17 protein-coding genes and 1 pseudogene are annotated in these 19,195 nt (G+C 70.0%); 12 read left to right on the top strand and 6 right to left on the bottom strand.

Annotated elements, in window-relative coordinates; translation table 11 throughout:
* Positions 1–22: 22 nt before the first annotated feature.
* Positions 23–367: pseudogene (locus ABFO07_RS34650) on the top strand (zinc ribbon domain-containing protein); the annotation flags it as partial.
* A gap of 13 nt (positions 368–380) precedes the next feature.
* Here the strand turns inward: ABFO07_RS34650 and ABFO07_RS01880 are convergent.
* On the bottom strand, positions 381–1,250 hold the full coding sequence (locus tag ABFO07_RS01880) for an AraC family transcriptional regulator (protein WP_059906811.1): 870 nt from the start codon (positions 1,248–1,250) through the stop codon (positions 381–383).
* A 290-nt stretch (positions 1,251–1,540) separates the two neighbouring features.
* On the opposite strand from ABFO07_RS01880, the gene ABFO07_RS01875 reads away from it, so the two are divergent.
* The 4 genes from ABFO07_RS01875 (at position 1,541) to eutC (ending at position 6,877) form a co-directional block, all read left to right on the top strand.
* Positions 1,541–3,007: a mechanosensitive ion channel gene (locus ABFO07_RS01875; protein WP_059804153.1), complete on the top strand. Its 1,467-nt coding sequence runs from the start codon at positions 1,541–1,543 to the stop codon at positions 3,005–3,007.
* A gap of 189 nt (positions 3,008–3,196) precedes the next feature.
* On the top strand, positions 3,197–4,609 hold the full coding sequence (gene eat / locus ABFO07_RS01870; RefSeq protein ID WP_059804156.1) for an ethanolamine permease: 1,413 nt from the start codon (positions 3,197–3,199) through the stop codon (positions 4,607–4,609).
* A gap of 79 nt (positions 4,610–4,688) precedes the next feature.
* Entirely contained in the window at positions 4,689–6,086 is a 1,398-nt protein-coding gene (locus tag ABFO07_RS01865; RefSeq protein WP_322237820.1) for an ethanolamine ammonia-lyase subunit EutB, read from the top strand.
* On the top strand, positions 6,083–6,877 hold the full coding sequence (gene eutC / locus ABFO07_RS01860; protein ID WP_059906813.1) for an ethanolamine ammonia-lyase subunit EutC: 795 nt from the start codon (positions 6,083–6,085) through the stop codon (positions 6,875–6,877). The genes ABFO07_RS01865 and eutC overlap by 4 nt, the downstream gene beginning before the upstream one ends.
* Before the next feature lie 16 nt (positions 6,878–6,893).
* Here eutC and ABFO07_RS01855 read toward each other — a convergent pair whose 3' ends face one another.
* Positions 6,894–7,778: a LysR family transcriptional regulator gene (locus tag ABFO07_RS01855; RefSeq protein ID WP_059804350.1), complete on the bottom strand. Its 885-nt coding sequence runs from the start codon at positions 7,776–7,778 to the stop codon at positions 6,894–6,896.
* 147 nt (positions 7,779–7,925) lie between these two features.
* On the opposite strand from ABFO07_RS01855, the gene ABFO07_RS01850 reads away from it, so the two are divergent.
* A complete protein-coding gene (locus tag ABFO07_RS01850; RefSeq protein ID WP_060017424.1) occupies positions 7,926–9,479 on the top strand; it encodes an MFS transporter in 1,554 nt (517 codons plus the stop codon).
* Positions 9,480–9,486: 7 nt separating this feature from the next.
* Here the strand turns inward: ABFO07_RS01850 and ABFO07_RS01845 are convergent, their stop codons facing one another.
* Positions 9,487–9,915: a pyridoxamine 5'-phosphate oxidase family protein gene (locus ABFO07_RS01845; protein ID WP_059563869.1), complete on the bottom strand. Its 429-nt coding sequence runs from the start codon at positions 9,913–9,915 to the stop codon at positions 9,487–9,489.
* A gap of 333 nt (positions 9,916–10,248) precedes the next feature.
* Here ABFO07_RS01845 and exaC point away from each other — a divergent pair, with 333 nt between their 5' ends.
* The 3 genes from exaC (at position 10,249) to ABFO07_RS01830 (ending at position 13,686) form a co-directional block, all read left to right on the top strand.
* Positions 10,249–11,775, top strand: a complete 1,527-nt coding sequence (exaC, locus tag ABFO07_RS01840) for an acetaldehyde dehydrogenase ExaC (protein ID WP_017334821.1) — start codon at positions 10,249–10,251, stop codon at positions 11,773–11,775.
* Between the two features lie 125 nt (positions 11,776–11,900).
* Entirely contained in the window at positions 11,901–12,452 is a 552-nt protein-coding gene (locus ABFO07_RS01835; protein WP_347468163.1) for a hypothetical protein, read from the top strand.
* Positions 12,453–12,651: 199 nt separating this feature from the next.
* Positions 12,652–13,686: a helix-turn-helix domain-containing protein gene (locus ABFO07_RS01830; RefSeq protein ID WP_059804173.1), complete on the top strand. Its 1,035-nt coding sequence runs from the start codon at positions 12,652–12,654 to the stop codon at positions 13,684–13,686.
* 24 nt (positions 13,687–13,710) lie between these two features.
* Here the strand turns inward: ABFO07_RS01830 and ABFO07_RS01825 are convergent, their stop codons facing one another.
* Both ABFO07_RS01825 and ABFO07_RS01820 read right to left on the bottom strand, forming a co-directional pair.
* Entirely contained in the window at positions 13,711–14,799 is a 1,089-nt protein-coding gene (locus tag ABFO07_RS01825) for an ADP-heptose--LPS heptosyltransferase (RefSeq protein WP_347468162.1), read from the bottom strand.
* Positions 14,796–16,499, bottom strand: a complete 1,704-nt coding sequence (locus tag ABFO07_RS01820; RefSeq protein ID WP_347468161.1) for a thiamine pyrophosphate-binding protein — start codon at positions 16,497–16,499, stop codon at positions 14,796–14,798. Before ABFO07_RS01820 ends, ABFO07_RS01825 begins: the two co-directional genes overlap by 4 nt.
* A 267-nt stretch (positions 16,500–16,766) precedes the next feature.
* Between ABFO07_RS01820 and ABFO07_RS01815 the strand changes: the two genes are divergently transcribed.
* Genes ABFO07_RS01815 through ABFO07_RS01805 form a run of 3 tightly spaced genes read left to right on the top strand, consistent with a single transcriptional unit; the run spans position 16,767 to position 17,761 of the window.
* Positions 16,767–17,225, top strand: a complete 459-nt coding sequence (locus ABFO07_RS01815; protein WP_347468159.1) for a hypothetical protein — start codon at positions 16,767–16,769, stop codon at positions 17,223–17,225.
* Positions 17,222–17,506: a type II toxin-antitoxin system RelE/ParE family toxin gene (locus ABFO07_RS01810; RefSeq protein ID WP_059892132.1), complete on the top strand. Its 285-nt coding sequence runs from the start codon at positions 17,222–17,224 to the stop codon at positions 17,504–17,506. Before ABFO07_RS01815 ends, ABFO07_RS01810 begins: the two co-directional genes overlap by 4 nt.
* 18 nt (positions 17,507–17,524) lie before the next feature.
* Positions 17,525–17,761 carry a hypothetical protein gene (locus ABFO07_RS01805; protein ID WP_059563875.1) on the top strand — a complete coding sequence of 79 codons (237 nt, stop codon included), beginning with the start codon at positions 17,525–17,527 and terminating at the stop codon, positions 17,759–17,761.
* Positions 17,762–17,794: 33 nt separating this feature from the next.
* Here the strand turns inward: ABFO07_RS01805 and ABFO07_RS01800 are convergent, their stop codons facing one another.
* Positions 17,795–19,183, bottom strand: a complete 1,389-nt coding sequence (locus ABFO07_RS01800; protein WP_059563876.1) for an L-serine ammonia-lyase — start codon at positions 19,181–19,183, stop codon at positions 17,795–17,797.
* Positions 19,184–19,195 lie beyond the last annotated feature (12 nt).

Raw genomic sequence — 19,195 nt, 5'->3', positions numbered from 1 at the left:
CGGCTTCGGCAGCGAACACGCCGGCAGCCATGGCGGCGGCTTCGGCAACGAACGCGCCGGCAGCCACAGCGGCGGCTTCGGCAACGAACACACCGGCAGCCATGGCGGTGGCTTCGGCAACGAACACGCCGGCAGTCATGCCCGCGGCGACGGCCATCTCGGCTGGGGCCGTCAGGCGCCGGCCGCCGGGAGCGCCGCGCCGCTGCGTCAGCTCGCCTGCGCCGGCTGCGGCGCGCTCAACGATGCGAGCGCGCGTTTCTGCGCCCAATGCGGCGCGGCGCAGCAGAGCGCCGCGTGCCGCCGCTGCCATGCGGCGCTGGCCGCCGGCGCGCGCTTCTGCCCGGCATGCGGCACGCAGGCGGCATGAGCGCGGGCGGGCATCAGCGCAGCGGCAGGTAGAGCTCCGTCAGCAGGTCGGCCGGCGCCGTATCCATCGGCGTGTTCAGGTACAGCTCGAACGGCGGCGCATCGGCGGCCTCGCGGCCGGAATGGCGCAGCCAGTCGCCGTACAGCCACTGATAGGCGGCCTTCAGGTCCGCATACGGCCCGGTGTGCAGCAGCACCGCATACTCGCCGCCCGCCACGGTGACCCGCTCGACGGGCGGGGCCGGCTCGATGTCCGCGGCGCCGCTGCCCGGCACGAAGCACGCCTTCGAACGCAGCTGCGCCTCCGGCGTGGTGTCCGGATCGTCGTAGTAGATCCCGAGCATCTTCGCGCCGGGCGCGAACAGCCCGTGCTGCGCGACCCAGCCGCCGAGCCGCGCGAACGCTTCGTTCACCTGCAGGTAGGAACCGGTATGGCCGATCGCGTAGCCGTGCAGCTCCGGCATCCGGCGAATCGCCACTTCGTGCTTGAACATGTCTCGATCTCCAGTGGGTAAAGGGTAGATGGCCCGGTGCACGCCGGCCCGCCGGTGTTGCACGGGCGGCACGCCGTAGGCGTCGCGGAACGCCCGCGTGAACGCATGCGTCGAGCCGTAGCCCGCGCGCCGCGCAATCCGTGCAATCGGCAGCGCCGTGCACACGAGGTCCTCCGACGCGCGCACGATGCGCATCCGCCGCACCGTCATCAGGATCGATTCGCCATACAGCGCGCGATAGACGCGGTGCCAGTGATACGGCGACAGGCACGCGATCTCGGCGAGCCGGTTCAGGTCGAGCGGTGTGTCGAGGTGGGTGTGGATGTAGTCGTGGACGCGCGCGAGACGGCTCGCGTAGCGCATCCAGCAAGGTGTCTCGTCGGCTGTCATCGGAGGCTCGCGGGAAGGACCGACGTCACGGTAGCACGCTGTGGTGTGACAAATCTTGCTGAGTTGGCTGACTCTGCCCCATTTCTTTTTTGAAATGGGGTCTCGTCCTCAGCGATCTATGACTAAAGTTAAAGACGGTGAAATCGGCTGAAGCCGTCATTTTTCTGCGCTAAGTTGCAACTGCGGTTGCAATTGCGGTTGCCCGCAGCGGGATCGCGCGTCATTTCGAAGTACGCAGGTAGTTCGTCGATGTTCAATCGCAACGCCACGTTTTTCGGGAGGAAGAAGAAATGGATGCATCCAGCTTCGTCACAACGCTGCAGGCCACGCTAGGCGGGTACCTGCCCAAGATCGCGGGCGCGATCGGCATCCTGGTGATCGGCTGGCTGATCGCCGTCGCGGTGCGGGCCGGCACGCTGCGGCTGCTCGGTGCGCTGAAGGTCGACCAGCGGATCGCCGAAAGCACCGGCCAGGGCGCCTACGTCGAGCGTATCGTCGCCGGCGGCCTGTTCTGGCTCGTGCTGCTCGTCACCGCGGTGGGCATCTTCAACGTGCTCAACCTGTATGCGGTGTCGAACCCGTTCTCGCTGCTGGTCACCCATATCGTCGACTACCTGCCGAACCTGATCGGCGGCGCGGCACTGGCGCTGATCGCGTGGCTGATCGCGTCGCTGCTGCGCAGCCTCGCGAACCGCGCGCTGAGATCCTGCAAGGTCGACGACGCGCTGGCCGCGAGCGCCGGCATGCGGCCGATGAGCAGCTACCTCGGCGACGTGCTGTTCTGGCTCGTGATCCTGATGTTCCTGCCGGCGATCCTGTCCGCGTTCGCGCTGTCGGGCCTGCTGTCGCCGGTGCAGGGGATGGTCGACAAGCTGCTCGCGATCGTGCCGAACCTGTTCGCGGCCGCGGTGATCGGCGTGGTCGGCTGGATCGTCGCGCGCGTGCTGCGCGGGCTCGTCACGAACCTGCTGATCGCGGCCGGCGCCGACCGGCTCACCGAGCGCGTCGACAGTCCGACGCCGGTGCGCGTGTCGAGCTTCGTCGGCACCGTCGTCTACGTGTTCGTGTTCGTGCCGACGCTGATTTCCGCGCTCGACGCGCTGAAGATCGACGCGATCTCCGGCCCCGCGACCAACATGCTGAACCAGTTCCTCGCCGCGGTGCCGGACATCGTCGCCGCGCTCGTGATCGTGCTCGTCACGCTCTATTTCGCGCGCTTCGTCGCCGCGCTCGCGCAGAAGCTGCTGGTCGCGGCGGGCGTCGACGGGCTGCCGGCGGTGCTCGGCGTCGAGCGCGTGTTCTCCGGGATGCTGCAGCCGTCGGTGCTGGCCGCGCGGCTGATCGTGTTCTTCGCGATGCTGTTCGCGGCGGTCGAGGCCGCCAACCGGCTCGGCTTCACGCAGGTGCGCGACGTCGTCACGCTGTTCATCGAATTCGGCGGCCACGTGCTGATGGGCGGCGTGATCCTCGTGATCGGCGTGTGGCTCGCGGGGCTCGCGCGCCGCGTGATCCAGCAGGCCGACAGCGAGCACAGCGTGCTGTTCGCGCGCATCGCGCAGTTCGCGATCCTCGGCCTCGTGTTCGCGATGGGGCTGCGCGCGATGGGCATCGCCAACGAGATCGTCCAGCTCGCGTTCGGCCTCGTGCTCGGCGCGATCGCGGTGGCGGTCGCGCTGTCGTTCGGCCTCGGCGGCCGCGAGGCGGCCGGCAAGCTGCTCGACCGCTGGTTCAACCAGCGCAACGGCGGCGGCCAGTAGCCGGTAAGGCCAGCCAGCGGCACGGCGGGCGGCGCGGCCCGCCGGCCGGCGTTTCCGTAAGCGAAATGTCGGCATGGACCTTTGCCGAATTTCGATAACACGTCGTTTAATGACTCACTAGCATCGATTCTCAGAAGTGCAGACCGCCCGCCGCACGGGCGGCGGCCTGCCACCCTTGAGGAGAAACCGATGAAAGCAGAGTCGAATGGCCGGCCCGCCGCCGGCGGCAAGTCGTCCGGCCAGCCCGCGCTGCAGCAGACGCTCGGAACCTGGCAGCTGTGGGGCATCGCGGTCGGCCTCGTGATTTCCGGCGAGTACTTCGGCTGGAGCTACGGCTGGGCGAGCGCGGGCACGCTGGGCTTCGTGATCACCGCGCTGTTCATTGCGGCGATGTACACGACCTTCATCTTCAGCTTCACCGAGCTGACCACGTCGATTCCGCATGCGGGCGGGCCGTTTGCCTACGCACGCCGCGCGTTCGGCCCGACGGGCGGCTATCTGGCCGGCGCGGCGACGCTCGTCGAATTCGTGTTCGCACCCCCTGCGATCGCGCTTGCGATCGGCGCGTACCTGCACGTGCAGTTCCCGGGGCTGGAGCCGAAGCACGCGGCGATGGGCGCGTATCTCGTGTTCATGGCGCTCAACATCGTCGGCGTGCAGATCGCCGCGACCTTCGAGCTCGTCGTCACGCTGCTCGCGATCTTCGAGCTGCTGGTGTTCATGGGCGTGGTGTCGCCGGGCTTCGCGTGGAGCAACTTCGTGAAGGGCGGCTGGTCCGGCGCCGATCACTTCAGCGTCGGTTCGTTCCACGGCATGTTCGCGGCGATCCCGTTCGCGATCTGGTTCTTCCTCGCGATCGAAGGCGTCGCGATGGCCGCCGAGGAGGCGAAGAACCCGAAGCGCTCGATCCCGATCGCGTACGTGGCCGGCATCCTGACGCTCGTCATTCTCGCGATCGGCGTGATGGTGTTCGCCGGCGGCGCGGGCGACTGGACCAAGCTCGCGAACATCAACGACCCGCTGCCGCAGGCGATGAAGTACATCGTCGGCGAGAACAGCGGCTGGATGCACATGCTCGTGTGGCTCGGCCTGTTCGGCCTGGTCGCGTCGTTCCACGGGATCATCCTCGGCTATTCGCGCCAGATCTTCGCGCTGGCCCGCGAAGGCTACCTGCCGGAGTGGCTCGGCAAGGTGCACCCGCGCTTCAAGACCCCGCATCGCGCGATCCTCGCGGGCGGCGTGGTCGGCATCGCGGCGATCTACAGCGACGAGCTGATCCAGTTCGGCGGCCAGACGCTCACCGCGAACATCGTCACGATGTCGGTGTTCGGCGCGATCGTGATGTATATCGTCAGCATGGCCTCGCTGTTCAAGCTGCGCCGCACGCAGCCGAACATGGCCCGCCCGTTCCGCGCGCCGCTGTATCCGCTGTTCCCGGCGTTCGCCATCATCGCCGCGCTGATCTGCCTCGGCACGATGGTGTACTTCAACGGGCTGGTCGCGATGGTGTTCGTCGTGTTCCTCGCGCTCGGCTACGCGTACTTCCTCGCGACCCGCGCGCAGCGCGCGCATGCGCCGGGCGACGCGCTGCTCGAGGAATGAAGGTGAAGGGCCGTTGAAACGGCACCCGGCGCGCCCGCGACAGCGGCGCGCCGAAGGTTTTTGCAAGGAGACTCGCACGATGTCCTACACGGAGACGATCGGTTCGCGCACCTACCGCTTCGCGGACCTGAAGACGCTGCTCGCGAAGGCGAGCCCGCTGCGCTCCGGCGACCAGCTCGCCGGCGTCGCGGCGGCGAGCGAGGAGGAGCGCGTCGCCGCGAAGATCGCGCTCGCGGGCGTGCCGCTCAAGGCGTTCCTGAACGAAGCGCTGATTCCCTATGAAGACGACGAGGTCACGCGCCTCATCGTCGACGATCACGATGCGCAGGCGTTCGCGGAGATCTCGCACCTGACGGTCGGCGATTTCCGCAACTGGCTGCTGTCGCCCGCGGCCGACGGCGCGGCGCTCGAGCGCATCGCGCCGGGCCTCACGCCGGAGATGGTCGCGGCCGTGTCGAAGCTGATGCGCAACCAGGACCTGATCGCGGCGGCGAGAAAGCGCCGCGTCGTCACGCGCTTTCGCAACACGGTCGGGCTGCCGGGCCGGATGTCGGTGCGGCTGCAGCCGAACCACCCGACCGACGACGTGAAGGGCATCGCCGCGTCGATGCTCGACGGGCTGATGTACGGCTGCGGCGACGCGATGATCGGCATCAACCCGGCAACCGACAGCCTCGCCGCGATCGTCAAGCTGCTCGCGATGATCGACACGTTCCGCGAGCGCTACCGGGTGCCGACGCAGTCGTGCGTGCTCACCCACGTGACCAACACGATCGCGGCGGTCGAGAAGGGCGCGCCGGTCGACCTGGTGTTCCAGTCGATCGCGGGCACCGAGAAGGCGAACGCGAGCTTCGGCATCTCGCTCGCGCTGCTCGGCGAAGCGCGCGAGGCGGCGCTGTCGCTCAAGCGCGGCACGGTCGGCAACAACCTGATGTATTTCGAAACGGGCCAGGGCAGCGCGCTGTCCGCGAACGCGCACCACGGCGTCGACCAGCAGACCTGCGAGGTGCGCGCGTATGCGGTCGCGCGCAAGTTCGAGCCGTTCCTCGTCAACACGGTGGTCGGCTTCATCGGGCCCGAATACCTGTACGACGGCAAGCAGATCATCCGTGCGGGGCTCGAGGATCACTTCTGCGGCAAGCTGCTCGGCGTGCCGATGGGCTGCGACATCTGCTACACGAATCACGCGGAGGCCGACCAGGACGACATGGACACGCTGCTGACGCTGCTCGGCGCGGCGGGCATCAACTTCATCATGGGGATTCCGGGCGCGGACGACGTGATGCTGAACTACCAGAGCACGTCGTTCCACGACCAGCTCTACGTGCGCGAGGTGCTCGGCCTGCGCCGCGCGCCGGAGTTCGAGGAGTGGCTGGAGACGATGGAGATCGCCGACGCGCACGGCGCGCTGCGCGCCGCGTCGGCCCGCGTGCCGCTGCTGGCCGGCGCGAACGAGTGGATGGGGTTGTCAGCATGAGCGACGCTGTCGAAAAGAACCCGTGGGGGCAGCTGAAGTCGTTCACGAACGCGCGGATCGCGCTCGGCCGCGCGGGCAGCAGCCTGCCGACCGCGCCGCTGCTGGCGTTCAACCTGTCGCACGCGCAGGCGCGCGACGCGGTGCACCAGCCGCTCGACGCCGATACGCTGCGGCGCGAGATCGAGGCGGCCAGCCTGCTGCCGACGCTCGGCGTGCAGAGCGCGGCGCCGGATCGCGACCACTATCTGCGCCGGCCCGATCTCGGCCGCAAGCTGTCCGACGACAGCCGCGCGCAGCTCGCCGCGCACGGCGCGGCGCTCGATGCCGCGCCCGACGTGGTGTTCGTGGTCGGCGACGGGCTGTCCGCGTTCGCGGCCGCGAAGCAGGCGCTGCCGCTTTTGCAGGCGGTGCGGCCGCGGCTCGATGCGGATGGCTGGCGCATCGGGCCGGTGGTCGTCGCGCGGCAGGCGCGCGTCGCGCTCGGCGACGAGATCGGCGAGCTGCTGCGCGCGAAGCTCGTCGCGATGCTGATCGGCGAGCGGCCGGGGCTCAGCTCGCCGGACAGCCTCGGCGTGTATCTCACCTGGGCGCCGCAGGTCGGCTGCCACGACGCGCTGCGCAACTGCATTTCGAACGTGCGGCCCGAAGGGCTGCCGTACGCGGCGGCCGCGCACAAGCTGCACTACCTGATGACGCATGCGCGCCGGCTCCAGCTGACGGGCGTCGGGCTCAAGGACGACAGCGACGCGCTGCTGCCGGACGCGGAAACGGCGCGGCTCGGCGCGGCGTGAGGCCCGCGCGCCTGCGTCACTTGAACAGCCGCTCGCACAGGAAATCGACGAACACCCTGAGCTTCGGCGACAACTGCCGGCTCGACGGCCACACGATCGAGAACTGCCCGGGCGCGATCCGGTAGTCGTCGAGCACGGTGACGAGCGCACCGCGCTCCAGCGCGTCGCGCGCGAGGAAGTCGGGCATGTAGCCGATGCCGAGGCCTGCGAGCACCGCGCCGCGCAGCGCTTCCATGTTGTTGCAGGTCATCGCGGCGCGCAGCTTCAGCGGCGCGCCGTCGTCGGCCGCGAGCGCCCAGTCCTGCAGCTTGCCCGTCGTCGGGAAGCAGTAGCGCACGCAGTCGTGCGCCGCGAGGTCGCGCGGCACGCGCGGCGTGCCGGCCTGCGCGAGATACGCGGGCGTCGCGCACAGCACGAACCCGAACGGGCCGAGCCGCCGCGACATCAGGCTCGAATCCGACAGCTGCCCGCTGCGGATCGCCGCGTCGAAGCCGCCTTCGACGACGTCCACCATCCTGTCGTTGAAATCCAGGTCCAGCTCGACGTCCGGGTACTGCTGCTTGAATGCGGGCAGCACCGGCAGCAGGAACCGGTAGCCGATCACCGGCAGGCTCACGCGCAGCTTGCCGCGCGGGCGCTGCGCGGATTCGGTCACCATCGCCTCGGCGTCGCGGAAATCCTCGAGGATCTGCTGGCAGCGCGCGTGGAAATGCCGGCCCTCGTCGGTGAGCGTCACGCGGCGCGTGGTGCGGTGGAACAGGCGCACGCCGAGCGAGTGTTCGAGCTTCGCGATCGTCTTGCCGACCGCCGACGCCGAGATGCCGAGCGTGCGGCCGGCCGCGACGAAGCTCAGCGTTTCCGCGGTGCGGACGAACGCGACGATGCCGTTCAGGTTGTTCATCGAGGTTTCGGCGGCGGCCTTCATTTTTGAGATTAAGGAATTCTAGTCCGCTATATCCGGAATCCTGCATGGTTTTTCCGCGATTCAATCCGAATTATCGTGTGTCGCTTCGATGGCGCCCCGGCGCCGAGTCTTCGAGGAGCAACGATGGATTCCACCTTTTCCGCCACACCCGCGCACCGTCGCATGCTGGTGCTGGCCGCCGTGTGCGCGGCGGCCGTCGCGCTGCCGTTGAGCTTTTCCGGCGGCGCGGTCGCGACCCCCGCGATCGGCCGCGACCTGCACGGCGGGCCGGTCGCGCTGAACTGGATCACGAACGCGTTCATGCTCGCGTTCGGCAGTTTCCTGATGGCCGCCGGCGCGCTCGCGGACCAGTTCGGCCGCAAGCGCGTGTTCGCGATCGGCGTGGGCGGCTTCACGCTGCTGTCGGTCGCGCTCGCGTTCGCGCCGTCGATGCGCGCGCTCGACCTGCTGCGCGCCGCGCAGGGGCTGGCCGCCGCGGCGGCGCTGGCGGGCGGCACCGCCGCGCTCGCGCAGGAGTTCGACGGCCCGGCGCGCACGCGCGCGTTCAGCCTGCTCGGCACGACCTTCGGCATCGGCCTCGCGTTCGGCCCGGTGCTGGCGGGCTGCCTGATCGCGCGCTACGGCTGGCGCGCGATCTTCCTGACGGGCGCCGTGGCCGGCGCGCTGTCGCTCGGGTTCGGGCTGCCGCGCATGCGCGAGTCGCGCGACCCGCATGCGACGGGGCTCGACTGGCCCGGCACTGCCGCGTTCACGGCCGCGCTGACGCTGTTCACGTTCGGCGTGATCGAGGCGCCGGCGCGCGGCTGGACGAGCCCGCTCGTCGTCGGCCTGCTGGCCGGCGCGGCGCTCTTCGCGGCCGCGTTCGTCGCGATCGAGGCCCGCGTCGCGCGGCCGATGCTCGACCTGTCGCTGTTCCGCATTCCGCGCTTCGTCGGCGTGCAGGTGCTGCCGGTGTCCACCTGCTGCTGCTACATCGTGCTGCTGGTCGTGCTGCCGCTGCGCTTCATCGGCATCGACGGCTTCAGCGAGATCGACGCGGGCTGGCTGATGCTCGCGATTTCCGCGCCGATGCTCGTGGTGCCGCTGGTCGCGGCGACGCTCACGCGCTGGCTGTCGGCCGGCGTGATCTCGGGCGTCGGGCTGCTGGTCGCGGCGGCGGGGCTCGGGTGGCTGAGCGTTGCGCTGCGCGGCGGCGCGGGGCCGGCGGCGATCGCGCCGATGGTCGCGATCGGCGTCGGCGCCGGGATGCCGTGGGGGCTGATGGACGGGCTGTCGGTGAGCGTCGTGCCGAAGGAGCGCGCGGGGATGGCGACCGGCATCTTCAGCACGACGCGGGTCGCGGGCGAGGGGATCGCGCTCGCGATCGCCGGCGCGGTGCTCGCGGCACTTGCGCAGGCGGGGCTGCGCGCGGCGGGCGTGGCCGGTGCGGAGAGTGCGGCGGGCGGTGCGCCGGACGCAACCGCCACGAGCGATGCGATCGTGCGGGCCGCCTCGCGGCTCGCGACCGGCGACCTCGGCGGTGCGGCCGCGGCGCTGCCGCATGCGGGGCGCGCGGTGCTGCTGCAGAGCTACACGCAGGCGTTCGATCATCTGCTGATCGGGCTCGCGGGCGTGACGGTGCTGTGCGCGGCGGTGGTGTTCGCGTTTCTCGGCGGGCGGCGCGCAGGGGCCGCGTGACGCATCTTCAGGCTGGAACGAGATTCGGCAGTCCGGCATCCGCCCGCGCGTGCGCATCGTCGACCGCGACGACGACATAGCGCTGCGCATCGGGCCACAGATGCGCCCAGCGGCGCGCGTCTTCGTCGATCGTCGCGCGGCCCTGCACGAGCCACGACGTCTCGCGCGGGAAATCGACGAACAGCAGCGCGATGGCCGGATTCACGAGCAGGTTGCCGATCGTGTTGAACAGGTTGTTGCCCGCGAAATCGGGCAGCACGAGCGTACCTGCGTCGGGGATGTCGACGAGCGGCTCGAACGTGCCGTCGGCGCGCGGCTGGCGGCCACGGTACGAGCAATCGCTGTCGCCCGCCGGATTCGCGGTCGCGACGATCAGGAACGCCTGCGCGCGGATGAACGCGATCGCGTCGGCGGAAAGGGGGCCGTGACGAGTCATGGGTCGGTGAGCGTGTCCGGATGCACCGCACGCAGACGCAAGCGACATGCCACGCGCCGCGCTCGCAAGCGACGCGCATCCGGCGTGCCTCAGGCGTGCCTTCGGCGCGCGCCGCCCCGCCGGCACTGTTGGAATTTCGAACGCTCCGCACGGCGCGGATCACGCCGGGTGTTCAGGTTTGGCGCAGTCGCCCGCGACACGCGCGCGGGGCGCACGGCGCAACGCCGTGCCGGCCGCATGCGGGGTGTTTGGCATGCAAGTTGCGTAAACGGACACGCGCAACCAACCGGCGCCGCATTCCGACAAGCAAAGCATGATGAACAGGAGACACTGATGAACCCGTTTGACCTGAAACAACTGGGCCTCGACGTCGAATACCCGTACCGCCAGCAGTACGACAACTACATCGGCGGCAAGTGGGTGCCGCCGGTCAAGGGCGAGTATTTCGAGAACGTGTCGCCGATCAACGGCCAGCCGTTCTGCCGCATTCCGCGCTCGAGCGCGGACGACATCGAGGTCGCGCTCGATGCCGCGCACGCCGCGCGCCGCAAGTGGGGCAAGACGTCGGTGACGGAGCGCGCGAACCTGCTGCTCGCCGCGGCCGACCGGATGGAAAAGAACCTGAAGCTGCTCGCCGTCGCGGAAACGATCGACAACGGCAAGCCGCTGCGCGAGACGATGGCCGCCGACCTGCCGCTCGCGGTCGACCACTTCCGCTATTTCGCGGGCTGCATCCGCGCGCAGGAAGGCGGCATCTCCGAGATCGACGACAACACGGTCGCGTACCACTTCCACGAGCCGGTGGGCGTCGTCGGCCAGATCATTCCGTGGAACTTCCCGCTGCTGATGGCCGCATGGAAGCTCGCGCCGGCGCTCGCGGCCGGCTGCTGCATCGTGATGAAGCCGGCCGAGCAGACGCCTGCTTCAGTGCTGGTGCTGATGGAATTGATCGGCGACCTGTTCCCGCCGGGCGTGATCAACATCGTGAACGGTTTCGGCAAGGAGGCCGGCGAAGCGCTCGCGACCAGCAAGCGCATCGCGAAGATCGCGTTCACGGGCTCGACGCCGGTCGGCAAGCACATCCTGCACGCGGCCGCCGACAACCTGATCCCGTCGACGGTCGAGCTGGGCGGCAAGAGCCCGAACATCTTCTTCGCCGACGTGCTCGACCAGGACGACGCGTTCCTCGACAAGGCGCTCGAAGGGCTCGCGATGTTCGCGCTGAACCAGGGCGAGGTGTGCACGTGCCCGTCGCGCGTGCTGATCCAGGAATCGATCTACGAGCGCTTCATCGAGAAGGCGGTCGCGCGCGTCGAGCGCATCAAGGCCGGCCATCCGCTCGACCTGCAGACGATGATCGGCGCGCAGGCGTCGCAGCAGCAGCTCGACAAGATCCTGTCGTACATCGACATCGGCCGCGGCGAAGGCGCGCAATGCCTGACGGGCGGCGAGCGCACGGCGCCGGCGGCCGAACTCGGCACGGGCTATTACGTGAAGCCGACGATGCTGCTCGGCAACAACAAGATGCGCGTGTTCCAGGAGGAGATCTTCGGGCCGGTCGCGTCGGTGATGACCTTCAAGGACGAGCAGGACGCGATCGAACTCGCGAACGACACGTTCTACGGCCTCGGCGCGGGCGTGTGGACCCGCAACGGCACGCGTGCGTACCGGATGGGCCGCGAGATCGAGGCCGGCCGCGTGTGGACCAACTGCTATCACCTGTATCCCGCGCATGCGGCGTTCGGCGGGTACAAGCAGTCGGGCATCGGTCGCGAGACCCACAAGACGGCGCTGTCGAACTACCAGCAGACGAAGTGCCTGCTGGTCAGCTACCAGGCCGAGGCGCTCGGGTTCTTCTGATCGGGGCGGGGGGGCGGGCGCGGGCCGGCCGCAGCGATGCAGGTTGCGGCTGGCCCGGCGCGGCCGGCCAGGCGCCGGTGGCTCGCCGGTGGCGGTGTCGCCGGCGCAACCCGCAAGGAGCCGACATGGCGGAACCCGTTCGACCGGCCTCCCGGCATCCGGTTTTTCACGACGGCGAACTCGACGCGCATCGCCGCTTCGGCGTCGCGGACGAAGCCGAGCGCATGCGCGATGTCGTCACCACGCGGGTGAGCATCGGCGTGCGGCAATTCATCGAGGCGCAGCCGTTCATGTTCGTCGCCGTCGGCGCCGGTGGCGACGCGCGCGTGAGTTGCGACATCGTGCAATCGATGCGCGACGCGCAGGGCGAACGGCTGCCGGTCGTCCGGGTGGTTGACACGAAGACGCTGCGCTTCGCGCTGCCGCGCGCGGCCGGGCCGCAAGGGCGGATCTGCGCGGCGCGATGCGACGGCAACGGCGTCGGGCTGCTGTTCGTCGATTTCCTGCGCGGGATTCGCTACCGGATCAACGGCCGGGCCGTCGTGCGCGAGGGTTTGCCGGACAGTGACGCGATGCCGTGGCCGGCGGATTGCCCGATCGTCGAGCTGACGGTCGCGCAGGCCTACGGCGATTGCGGCACGCGCGTCGTGCGGCTGCGGCCCGGCGGCGGCGCGTGACCGGGCCGGCGGCGCGCACGACGCCCGGCGGCCGCACCAGCCGGGTGCGCGCGGCGCGCCATCCCGGTCAGTACGCATTGCGCGGCCGGGCGCGCCGTCGTTGAATGACGGGCATTCCGCCGGATCGCGTATCGAATATGCGCGATTCGGCACGGGACTTGCATGGTTTGCGGGGTTCCGGGGCGACAGGAGAAGGACGATGAACGATCGAGTGGCAGGCGCCGGCGAACCGACCGCCGAGGACACGCGGTGCAGCGCGCAAGGCGACGACGTGCCGGCCGGGCAGGCCGTCGTCAGCGTCGCGCACGATGCCGACGAGCAGGCGCGCAACCTGATCGGCTGGCGGCAAACTTACGACCAGCTTGCGGCGGGCCGCTTCGTCGGCACGCTGACCGAGCTGCCGCTCGACACGATGAAGCTGTTCCGCGAATCGACGAGCCACACGCTGCGCCAGGCGTGCGAAGTGCGCGGCGATGCGTACTGGTTCGGCATCCCGCTCGTGCGCGACGGCGGCGCGCGCGTCGACGCGCAGCGGATCGACGCCGGCGCGCTCGCATTCCGCCCCGGCAACGTCGAATTCGAATTGCTGACGCCCGCGCAGTTCGCGATCTATGGCGTGGTGGTGCGCGGCGACGTGCTGCGCCGCTATGCGGAGCAGGTCGAGCACTGCGGGCTCGACGAGCGGCTGCCGACGCAAAGCGTCGTGCAGGTCGGCGAGGCGCGGCTCACGCGGCTGTGCACGCTGCTCGGCCAGCGGCTCGACGACGCGGCCGCCGCCGTCGCGCCGCTGCCGGACCCGCAGCGCAACGACCTGCAGGCCGAGGTGCTCGCCGCGCTGTTCGACGTGTGCGCGCTGCCCGCCGACGGCGCGGCCGGCACGGCGCTCGCCCGCCGGCGCTGGATCGTCGAGCAGGCGCGCGACTACGTGCTCGCGCATCGCACGCGCCCGGTCGGCGTGCCGGAGCTGTGCGAGCAACTGCACGTGAGCCGCCGCACGTTGCAGTACTGCTTCCAGGACGTGCTCGGAATGGCGCCCGCGACCTATCTGCGCACGCTGCGCCTGAACGGCGCGCGGCGCGACCTGTGCGGCCGCGCGGCGGAATCGGTGCAGGACGTCGCCGAGGCGTGGGGCTTCTGGCACCTGAGCCAGTTCGCGACCGATTACCGGCGGATGTTCGGCAAGCGGCCGTCGGAAGCGCTGCGCGACAGCGCGGTGATGGTCGCGGCGGGGTGAGTCGGGCGCATTGCCTCCGGAACGTCACCCCTGATCGACCGCCGCCCGGCGCGGTGCCGGCCAGTCGAGCGCATCCCAATCGAGCGCGCGATACGCCGCGTCGACTGCCGCGAGATCGTCCGGTGCTTCGCTGCGATGAATCCCGCGCAGCGCGTCCGGCACGTCGAGGGCGACCGGCACGCAATGCGGATAGTCGCGCATGCGCAAGCCCGGCGCGATCGTCGTGAAGCAGGCGAGCGTCGGCACGTCGAAACCGTCGGCGAGATGGAGCGCCGCCGTATCCGACGAGAACAGCATGTTCGCGCCCCTGACCCACGCGATGAAGGCCGCGGTATCGCGGGCGAACGGGCTCACATCGGTATAAGCCGGATGCGCGAGCGGCTCGAAGCCGACGACGGGCAGCCCGTAGCGCTGCGCGAGCCGCTCGACGCACGCGGCGCGCAACGCGGGCGGCACGCTGCGCACGGCGGTGCTCGCGCTCGGGCAGAACAGCACGTACGGCCGCCGCCAGGCATCCGGCAGCGCGGGCAGCGGCAGCCGCGCGAGCCAGCGGTTGCGCTTCGCTGCTGCGGGCACGGCGGCCGGCTCCGCGCCGAGCGCCGCGAGAAAGAAGTCGATCATCGGCAGCCGCGCGAAATCCGGCCAGTAAAGGTGGTTGCCGACATCGATGCGGATCGCGCCGGCCGGCAGCGCATCGGCCGGCCACGGCAGCGTGTGCGCCGGCGCGACGACGCCGGCCGCGAGCGCGTACAGCGCGTCGACATGGCGTGGCGCACGGGCCGGGCGATACAGCGTGAAGCGCAGCCCCGGGTGCGCGTCGCGCAGCGCGGCGAGCGCGGTCAGGCCGATCACCGAATCGCCGAGCGCGACGCCCATCCCGTTGATCACGTGCACGTGCAGCGTGCCGTCGTAAGCGAGCCGGAACGGCTGCGTGGCGGCGTGCAGCAGGCCCAGCGCGGGCGCGGCCGGCACGTGGCCGGCCGCGGCGCCGTGATCATGTTCGAGATCGTAGGGGGCGACGAGCGTGCGGTCCGGCGCGAGCAGCGTGCCGGGCCAGACGAGCGCGTCGCCTGCCGACAGCGCGGTGCCCGCCGCGCACGCGCCCATCGTCATGCGCCGCGCGCGCGGCGGCCCTGTTCGCGGATCTGTTCGAGCGTCGCGGCCGGCGTGCTCGCGTCCTGCGGCACGCGGATCTCGATCAGCGCCGGCAGCCCGCAGGCCAGCGCGCGCTCGAGCGCGGGCGCGAACTCGGCGGTGCGCTCGACCGTCTCGCCGTGCGCGCCGAACGCGCGCGCATACGCGGCGAAATCCGGGTTCGTGAGCCCGGTGCCGTGCACGCGGCCCGGATAGTTGCGCTCCTGATGCATGCGGATCGTGCCGAAATGCCCGTTGTTGACGACGATCGCGACGATGTTCAGCCCGTACTGCATCGCGGTCGCGAGCTCGTTGCCGGCCATCATGAAGCAGCCGTCGCCGGCGAGCGCGACGACCGTTCGCGACGGGTACAGCGACTTCGCGGCGAGCGCGGCCGGCACCCCGTAGCCCATCGCGCCGCTGGTCGGCGCGAGCTGCGAGCGGAAGTGCCGGTACGCGAAGTGCCGGTGCAGCCAGATCGCGTAATTGCCCGCGCCGTTGGTCAGGATCGCGTCGTGCGGCAGGCGCTCGCGCAGCTGCGTCATCACGTCGCCGAGCTGGACGTCGCCGGGCATCGGCAGCGGCGCGTGCCAGTCGAGATAGGCGCGATGCGCGTCGGCCGCGCTGCCGGCCCACGCGGGCGCGGCCGGCGGCTCGAGCGCGGCGAGCAGCGCCGTGATTTCCGGCATGCCCGACACGATCGGCAGGTCGGCCGCGTAGACCCGGCCGAGCTCGTCCGCGCCCTGGTGGACGTGGATCAGCGTCTGGCGCGTCTTCGGGATCTCGAGCAGCGTGTAGCCGCCGGTGGTCGCCTCGCCGAGGCGGGGGCCGAGCGCGAACAGCAGGTCGGCTTCGCGGATGCACCGCGCCAGCGCAGGGTTGATGCCGAGGCCGACGTCGCCCGCGTAGTTCGGGTGCGCGTTGTCGAAGGTGTCCTGATAGCGGAACGCGCACGCGACCGGCAACTGCCAGCGCTCGACGAAGCTGCGCAGGTTCGCGCACGCGTCGGTCGTCCAGCCGCTGCCGCCGACCACGACGAACGGCCGTTCCGCGCGCGCGAGCCGCTCGCGCAGCTCGTCGATCTGCGCGGCGGACGGCGCGGCCACAATGCGCTTCGCGGGCGGCGCGACCGGCTGCGGCGCGCACGGCTCGGACAGCACGTCCTCGGGCAGCGCGAGCACGACCGGGCCGGGGCGGCCGGCGGTCGCGACGTGGAATGCGTGGCTCAGGTATTCCGGCAGGCGGCGCGGATCGTCGATTTGCGCGACCCATTTCGCCATCTCGCCGAACATGCGGCGGTAGTCGATTTCCTGGAACGCCTCGCGATCGAGATGCTCGCGCGCGCACTGGCCGATGAACAGGATCATCGGCGTCGAATCCTGGAAGGCGGTGTGCACGCCGATCGACGCGTGCGTCGCGCCGGGCCCGCGCGTGACGAACGCGATGCCGGGGCGGCCGGTCAGCTTGCCGACCGCCTCCGCCATGTTCGCGGCGGCCGCCTCGTGGCGGCAGACCACCGTCTGGATGCGCGCGGTGTGGTCCGCCAGCGCATCGAGCACGGCGAGAAAACTCTCGCCCGGCACGCAGAACACGCGTTCGACGTGATTGGCGAGCAACGCATCGACGAGCAGGCGCGCGCCGTTGACGCCGCGCGGCTCGAGATCCTCGGAATGCGACATGGGATGCCGTCTCCCTGGGTAGCGGGACGTACAGCTTACGCCGGTTGGGGGGAGGGTGAAAAGTGTCGGAACGCGGATGGAGAAGGATCGGCGATTGGCCGGAAGGCCAGCTTGCGCGCGTGTTGCGACCGATCAAAAGTGTCACATCGGGTGCCGAGTCGAATGCCGACCCGGATCGCTGAAACGATGCTGCCAATTAACAGTAAGACGGTCGATCATTCAATAGTAAAGTGTCCCTCTGAATCATCGATGGGGTCGAGCATCATCATGGCAACCGAAACGATCGACCAGAAGACACTCACGCAGCTTGTCGAGGCGGGCGCCGTGCGCGACGCGCGCGTGGTGGGCCGCGGCAACGGCTGGGCCGTCGCGGCCTGCTATGGCACCACCGAGCGCTATCTGTCGGCCAGACGCGGCGACGTGCGCGTGTTTCGCCGATTCGAAACGCTGGTGGGTTTTCTGCGCGAGATCGGCATCAGCCGATTCGACGTGGACGCGTCGGATTTCGATCCCGATGCTGCCGGTCGGGCCACCCGGCCCGATCGCGCGGTCGCGCTGAAAGCGGCGCACGAGGCGGCGGCTTACGATCGCTGGTTGCGCGAGCAGGTGCAGCAGGCCCTGGACGACCCGCGGCCGTCCATTCCCGACGCCGAGGTCAAGGCCGAGTTTGCTTCGCGTCGTGAGGCGCTGCGACAGCGGATCGCGAAGCAAGGGGGCAAGGCTTGACGTTCGCGCTGCACTGGAATCCGAACGCATGCGAGGATCGTGGCGCCATCATGGACTTCATCGGCCAGGACAACCCGGTGGCCGCGCTGGAGCTGGACGAACGGATCGATGAAATGGTCGAGGCACTGCCGGCGCATGCCGAGCTGTGTCGGCCGGGGCGCGTGCAGGGCACTCGCGAGTTGGTGATTGCGCCGAACGACGTGCTCGTGTATCGCATTCGGCGCGCTGAAGGCGCCATCGAGATTCTGCGCGTGCTGCATGCGCGACGGCAGTGGCCGTAACAAAAATGGGAGACGGCAATGAAACTCACCCGAATGTTCACATCCGGCAACGCCCAAGCCGTGTGCATCCCCGCCGATCTGGCCTGCGAGCGCAGCGACATCGAACGCGAAATCGAGCGCGTGGGCGATGAAATTCGTATTCGACCGATGCGGCGTTCGTTGGCGGGCGTGCTCGAGAAGTTTGCGACATTCGGGCCGGATTTCATGGCCGACGGCCGCGGCGGGCAGGAGCACGCCAGGCGCGAGGGCCGGTGATGCCGTGCCCGCGCCTGCCCGACCGTGCCGCCATCAGCACTCGACGATATTCACCGCGAGCCCGCCGCGCGACGTTTCCTTGTACTTCGTCTTCATGTCGGCGCCGGTTTCGCGCATCGTCTTGATCACCGAGTCGAGCGACACGTAGTGCGTGCCGTCGCCGCGCAGCGCCATGCGCGCCGCGTTGACGGCCTTCACCGACGCCATCGCGTTGCGCTCGATGCACGGGATCTGCACCATCCCGCCGACCGGGTCGCAGGTGAGGCCGAGGTTGTGCTCCATGCCGATCTCGGCTGCGTTCTCGACCTGGCGCGGCGTGCCGCCGAGCACCGCGGCGAGCGCGCCCGCCGCCATCGAGCACGCGACCCCGACTTCGCCCTGGCAGCCCACTTCCGCGCCCGAAATCGACGCGTTCAGCTTGTACAGCACGCCGATCGCGGCGGCCGTCAGCAGGAAGTCGATCACGCCCTGTTCGTTCGCGCCCGGCGTGAAGCGCGTGTAGTAGTGCAGCACCGCCGGGATGATGCCGGCCGCGCCGTTGGTCGGCGCGGTCACGACGCGCCCGCCGGCCGCGTTCTCCTCGTTCACCGCGATCGCGTACAGGTTGATCCAGTCGATCATCGACAGCGGATCCTGCAGCGCGCGCTCCGGGCTGCCGGTCAGCGCGCGGTACAGCTGCGGCGCGCGGCGCTTCACCTGGAACGGGCCGGGCAGGTTGCCCTCGGCGTCCGGGTTGCCGATTCCGCAGCCGCGCGACACGCACGACTGCATCACGCTCCAGATCTTCAGCAGGCCGTCGCGGGTTTCTTCCTCGGTGTGCCACGCGCGCTCGTTTTCCCACATCAGCTGCGCGATCGACTTGCCGGTCGCTTCCGTCAGCGCGAGCAGCTCCGCCGCCGAGCGGAACGGGTGCGTCATCTGCTCGGCCGCGCTCAGCACCTTGGTGTTCGGCGCGCCGGCCGTCACGACGAAGCCGCCGCCGACCGACAGGTAGGTGCGCTCGACGAGCACCGCGCCGCTCGCGTCGGTCGCGCGCAGCTTCATCCCGTTCGGGTGCTCGGGCAGCGCCTGGCGGTAGAACGCGATGTGTTCCTTGAGGACGAACGGAATCGGGTGCTTGCCGAGCAGCGCGAGCGTCTTCGACGCGCGCACCGCGTCGAGGCGCTCGGCGATCGTGTCGGGATCGACGGTGTCGGGCGCGTCGCCGAGCAGGCCGAGCATCACGCCGCGGTCGGTGCCGTGGCCCTTGCCGGTCGCGCCGAGCGAGCCGTACAGCTCGACCTTCACGTTTGCCGTGGCGTCGAGCTGCCCGTCGCGCTCGAGGCCCTGGACGAACATCAGCGCGGCGCGCATCGGGCCGACCGTGTGCGAGCTGGACGGGCCGATGCCGATCTTGAAGAGGTCAAACACGCTGACTGCCATTTCGTTTCCTGT

The sequence above is a fragment of the Burkholderia stagnalis genome (genome assembly GCF_039848545.1).
Lineage (GTDB): Bacteria > Pseudomonadota > Gammaproteobacteria > Burkholderiales > Burkholderiaceae > Burkholderia > Burkholderia stagnalis.
This window is presented reverse-complemented; position numbering and strand designations above follow the sequence as displayed.

Bases quoted from the DNA above. Each gene is read 5' to 3' on its own strand.
- ABFO07_RS01880 (WP_059906811.1), bottom strand. From the start codon at position 1,250: ATGACAGCCGACGAGACACCTTGCTGGATGCGCTACGCGAGCCGTCTC.
- ABFO07_RS01875 (WP_059804153.1), top strand. From the start codon at position 1,541: ATGGATGCATCCAGCTTCGTCACAACGCTGCAGGCCACGCTAGGCGGG.
- eat (WP_059804156.1), top strand. From the start codon at position 3,197: ATGAAAGCAGAGTCGAATGGCCGGCCCGCCGCCGGCGGCAAGTCGTCC.
- ABFO07_RS01865 (WP_322237820.1), top strand. From the start codon at position 4,689: ATGTCCTACACGGAGACGATCGGTTCGCGCACCTACCGCTTCGCGGAC.
- eutC (WP_059906813.1), top strand. From the start codon at position 6,083: ATGAGCGACGCTGTCGAAAAGAACCCGTGGGGGCAGCTGAAGTCGTTC.
- ABFO07_RS01855 (WP_059804350.1), bottom strand. From the start codon at position 7,778: ATGAACAACCTGAACGGCATCGTCGCGTTCGTCCGCACCGCGGAAACG.
- ABFO07_RS01850 (WP_060017424.1), top strand. From the start codon at position 7,926: ATGGATTCCACCTTTTCCGCCACACCCGCGCACCGTCGCATGCTGGTG.
- ABFO07_RS01845 (WP_059563869.1), bottom strand. From the start codon at position 9,915: ATGACTCGTCACGGCCCCCTTTCCGCCGACGCGATCGCGTTCATCCGC.
- exaC (WP_017334821.1), top strand. From the start codon at position 10,249: ATGAACCCGTTTGACCTGAAACAACTGGGCCTCGACGTCGAATACCCG.
- ABFO07_RS01835 (WP_347468163.1), top strand. From the start codon at position 11,901: ATGGCGGAACCCGTTCGACCGGCCTCCCGGCATCCGGTTTTTCACGAC.
- ABFO07_RS01830 (WP_059804173.1), top strand. From the start codon at position 12,652: ATGAACGATCGAGTGGCAGGCGCCGGCGAACCGACCGCCGAGGACACG.
- ABFO07_RS01825 (WP_347468162.1), bottom strand. From the start codon at position 14,799: ATGACGATGGGCGCGTGCGCGGCGGGCACCGCGCTGTCGGCAGGCGAC.
- ABFO07_RS01820 (WP_347468161.1), bottom strand. From the start codon at position 16,499: ATGTCGCATTCCGAGGATCTCGAGCCGCGCGGCGTCAACGGCGCGCGC.
- ABFO07_RS01815 (WP_347468159.1), top strand. From the start codon at position 16,767: ATGGCAACCGAAACGATCGACCAGAAGACACTCACGCAGCTTGTCGAG.
- ABFO07_RS01805 (WP_059563875.1), top strand. From the start codon at position 17,525: ATGAAACTCACCCGAATGTTCACATCCGGCAACGCCCAAGCCGTGTGC.
- ABFO07_RS01800 (WP_059563876.1), bottom strand. From the start codon at position 19,183: ATGGCAGTCAGCGTGTTTGACCTCTTCAAGATCGGCATCGGCCCGTCC.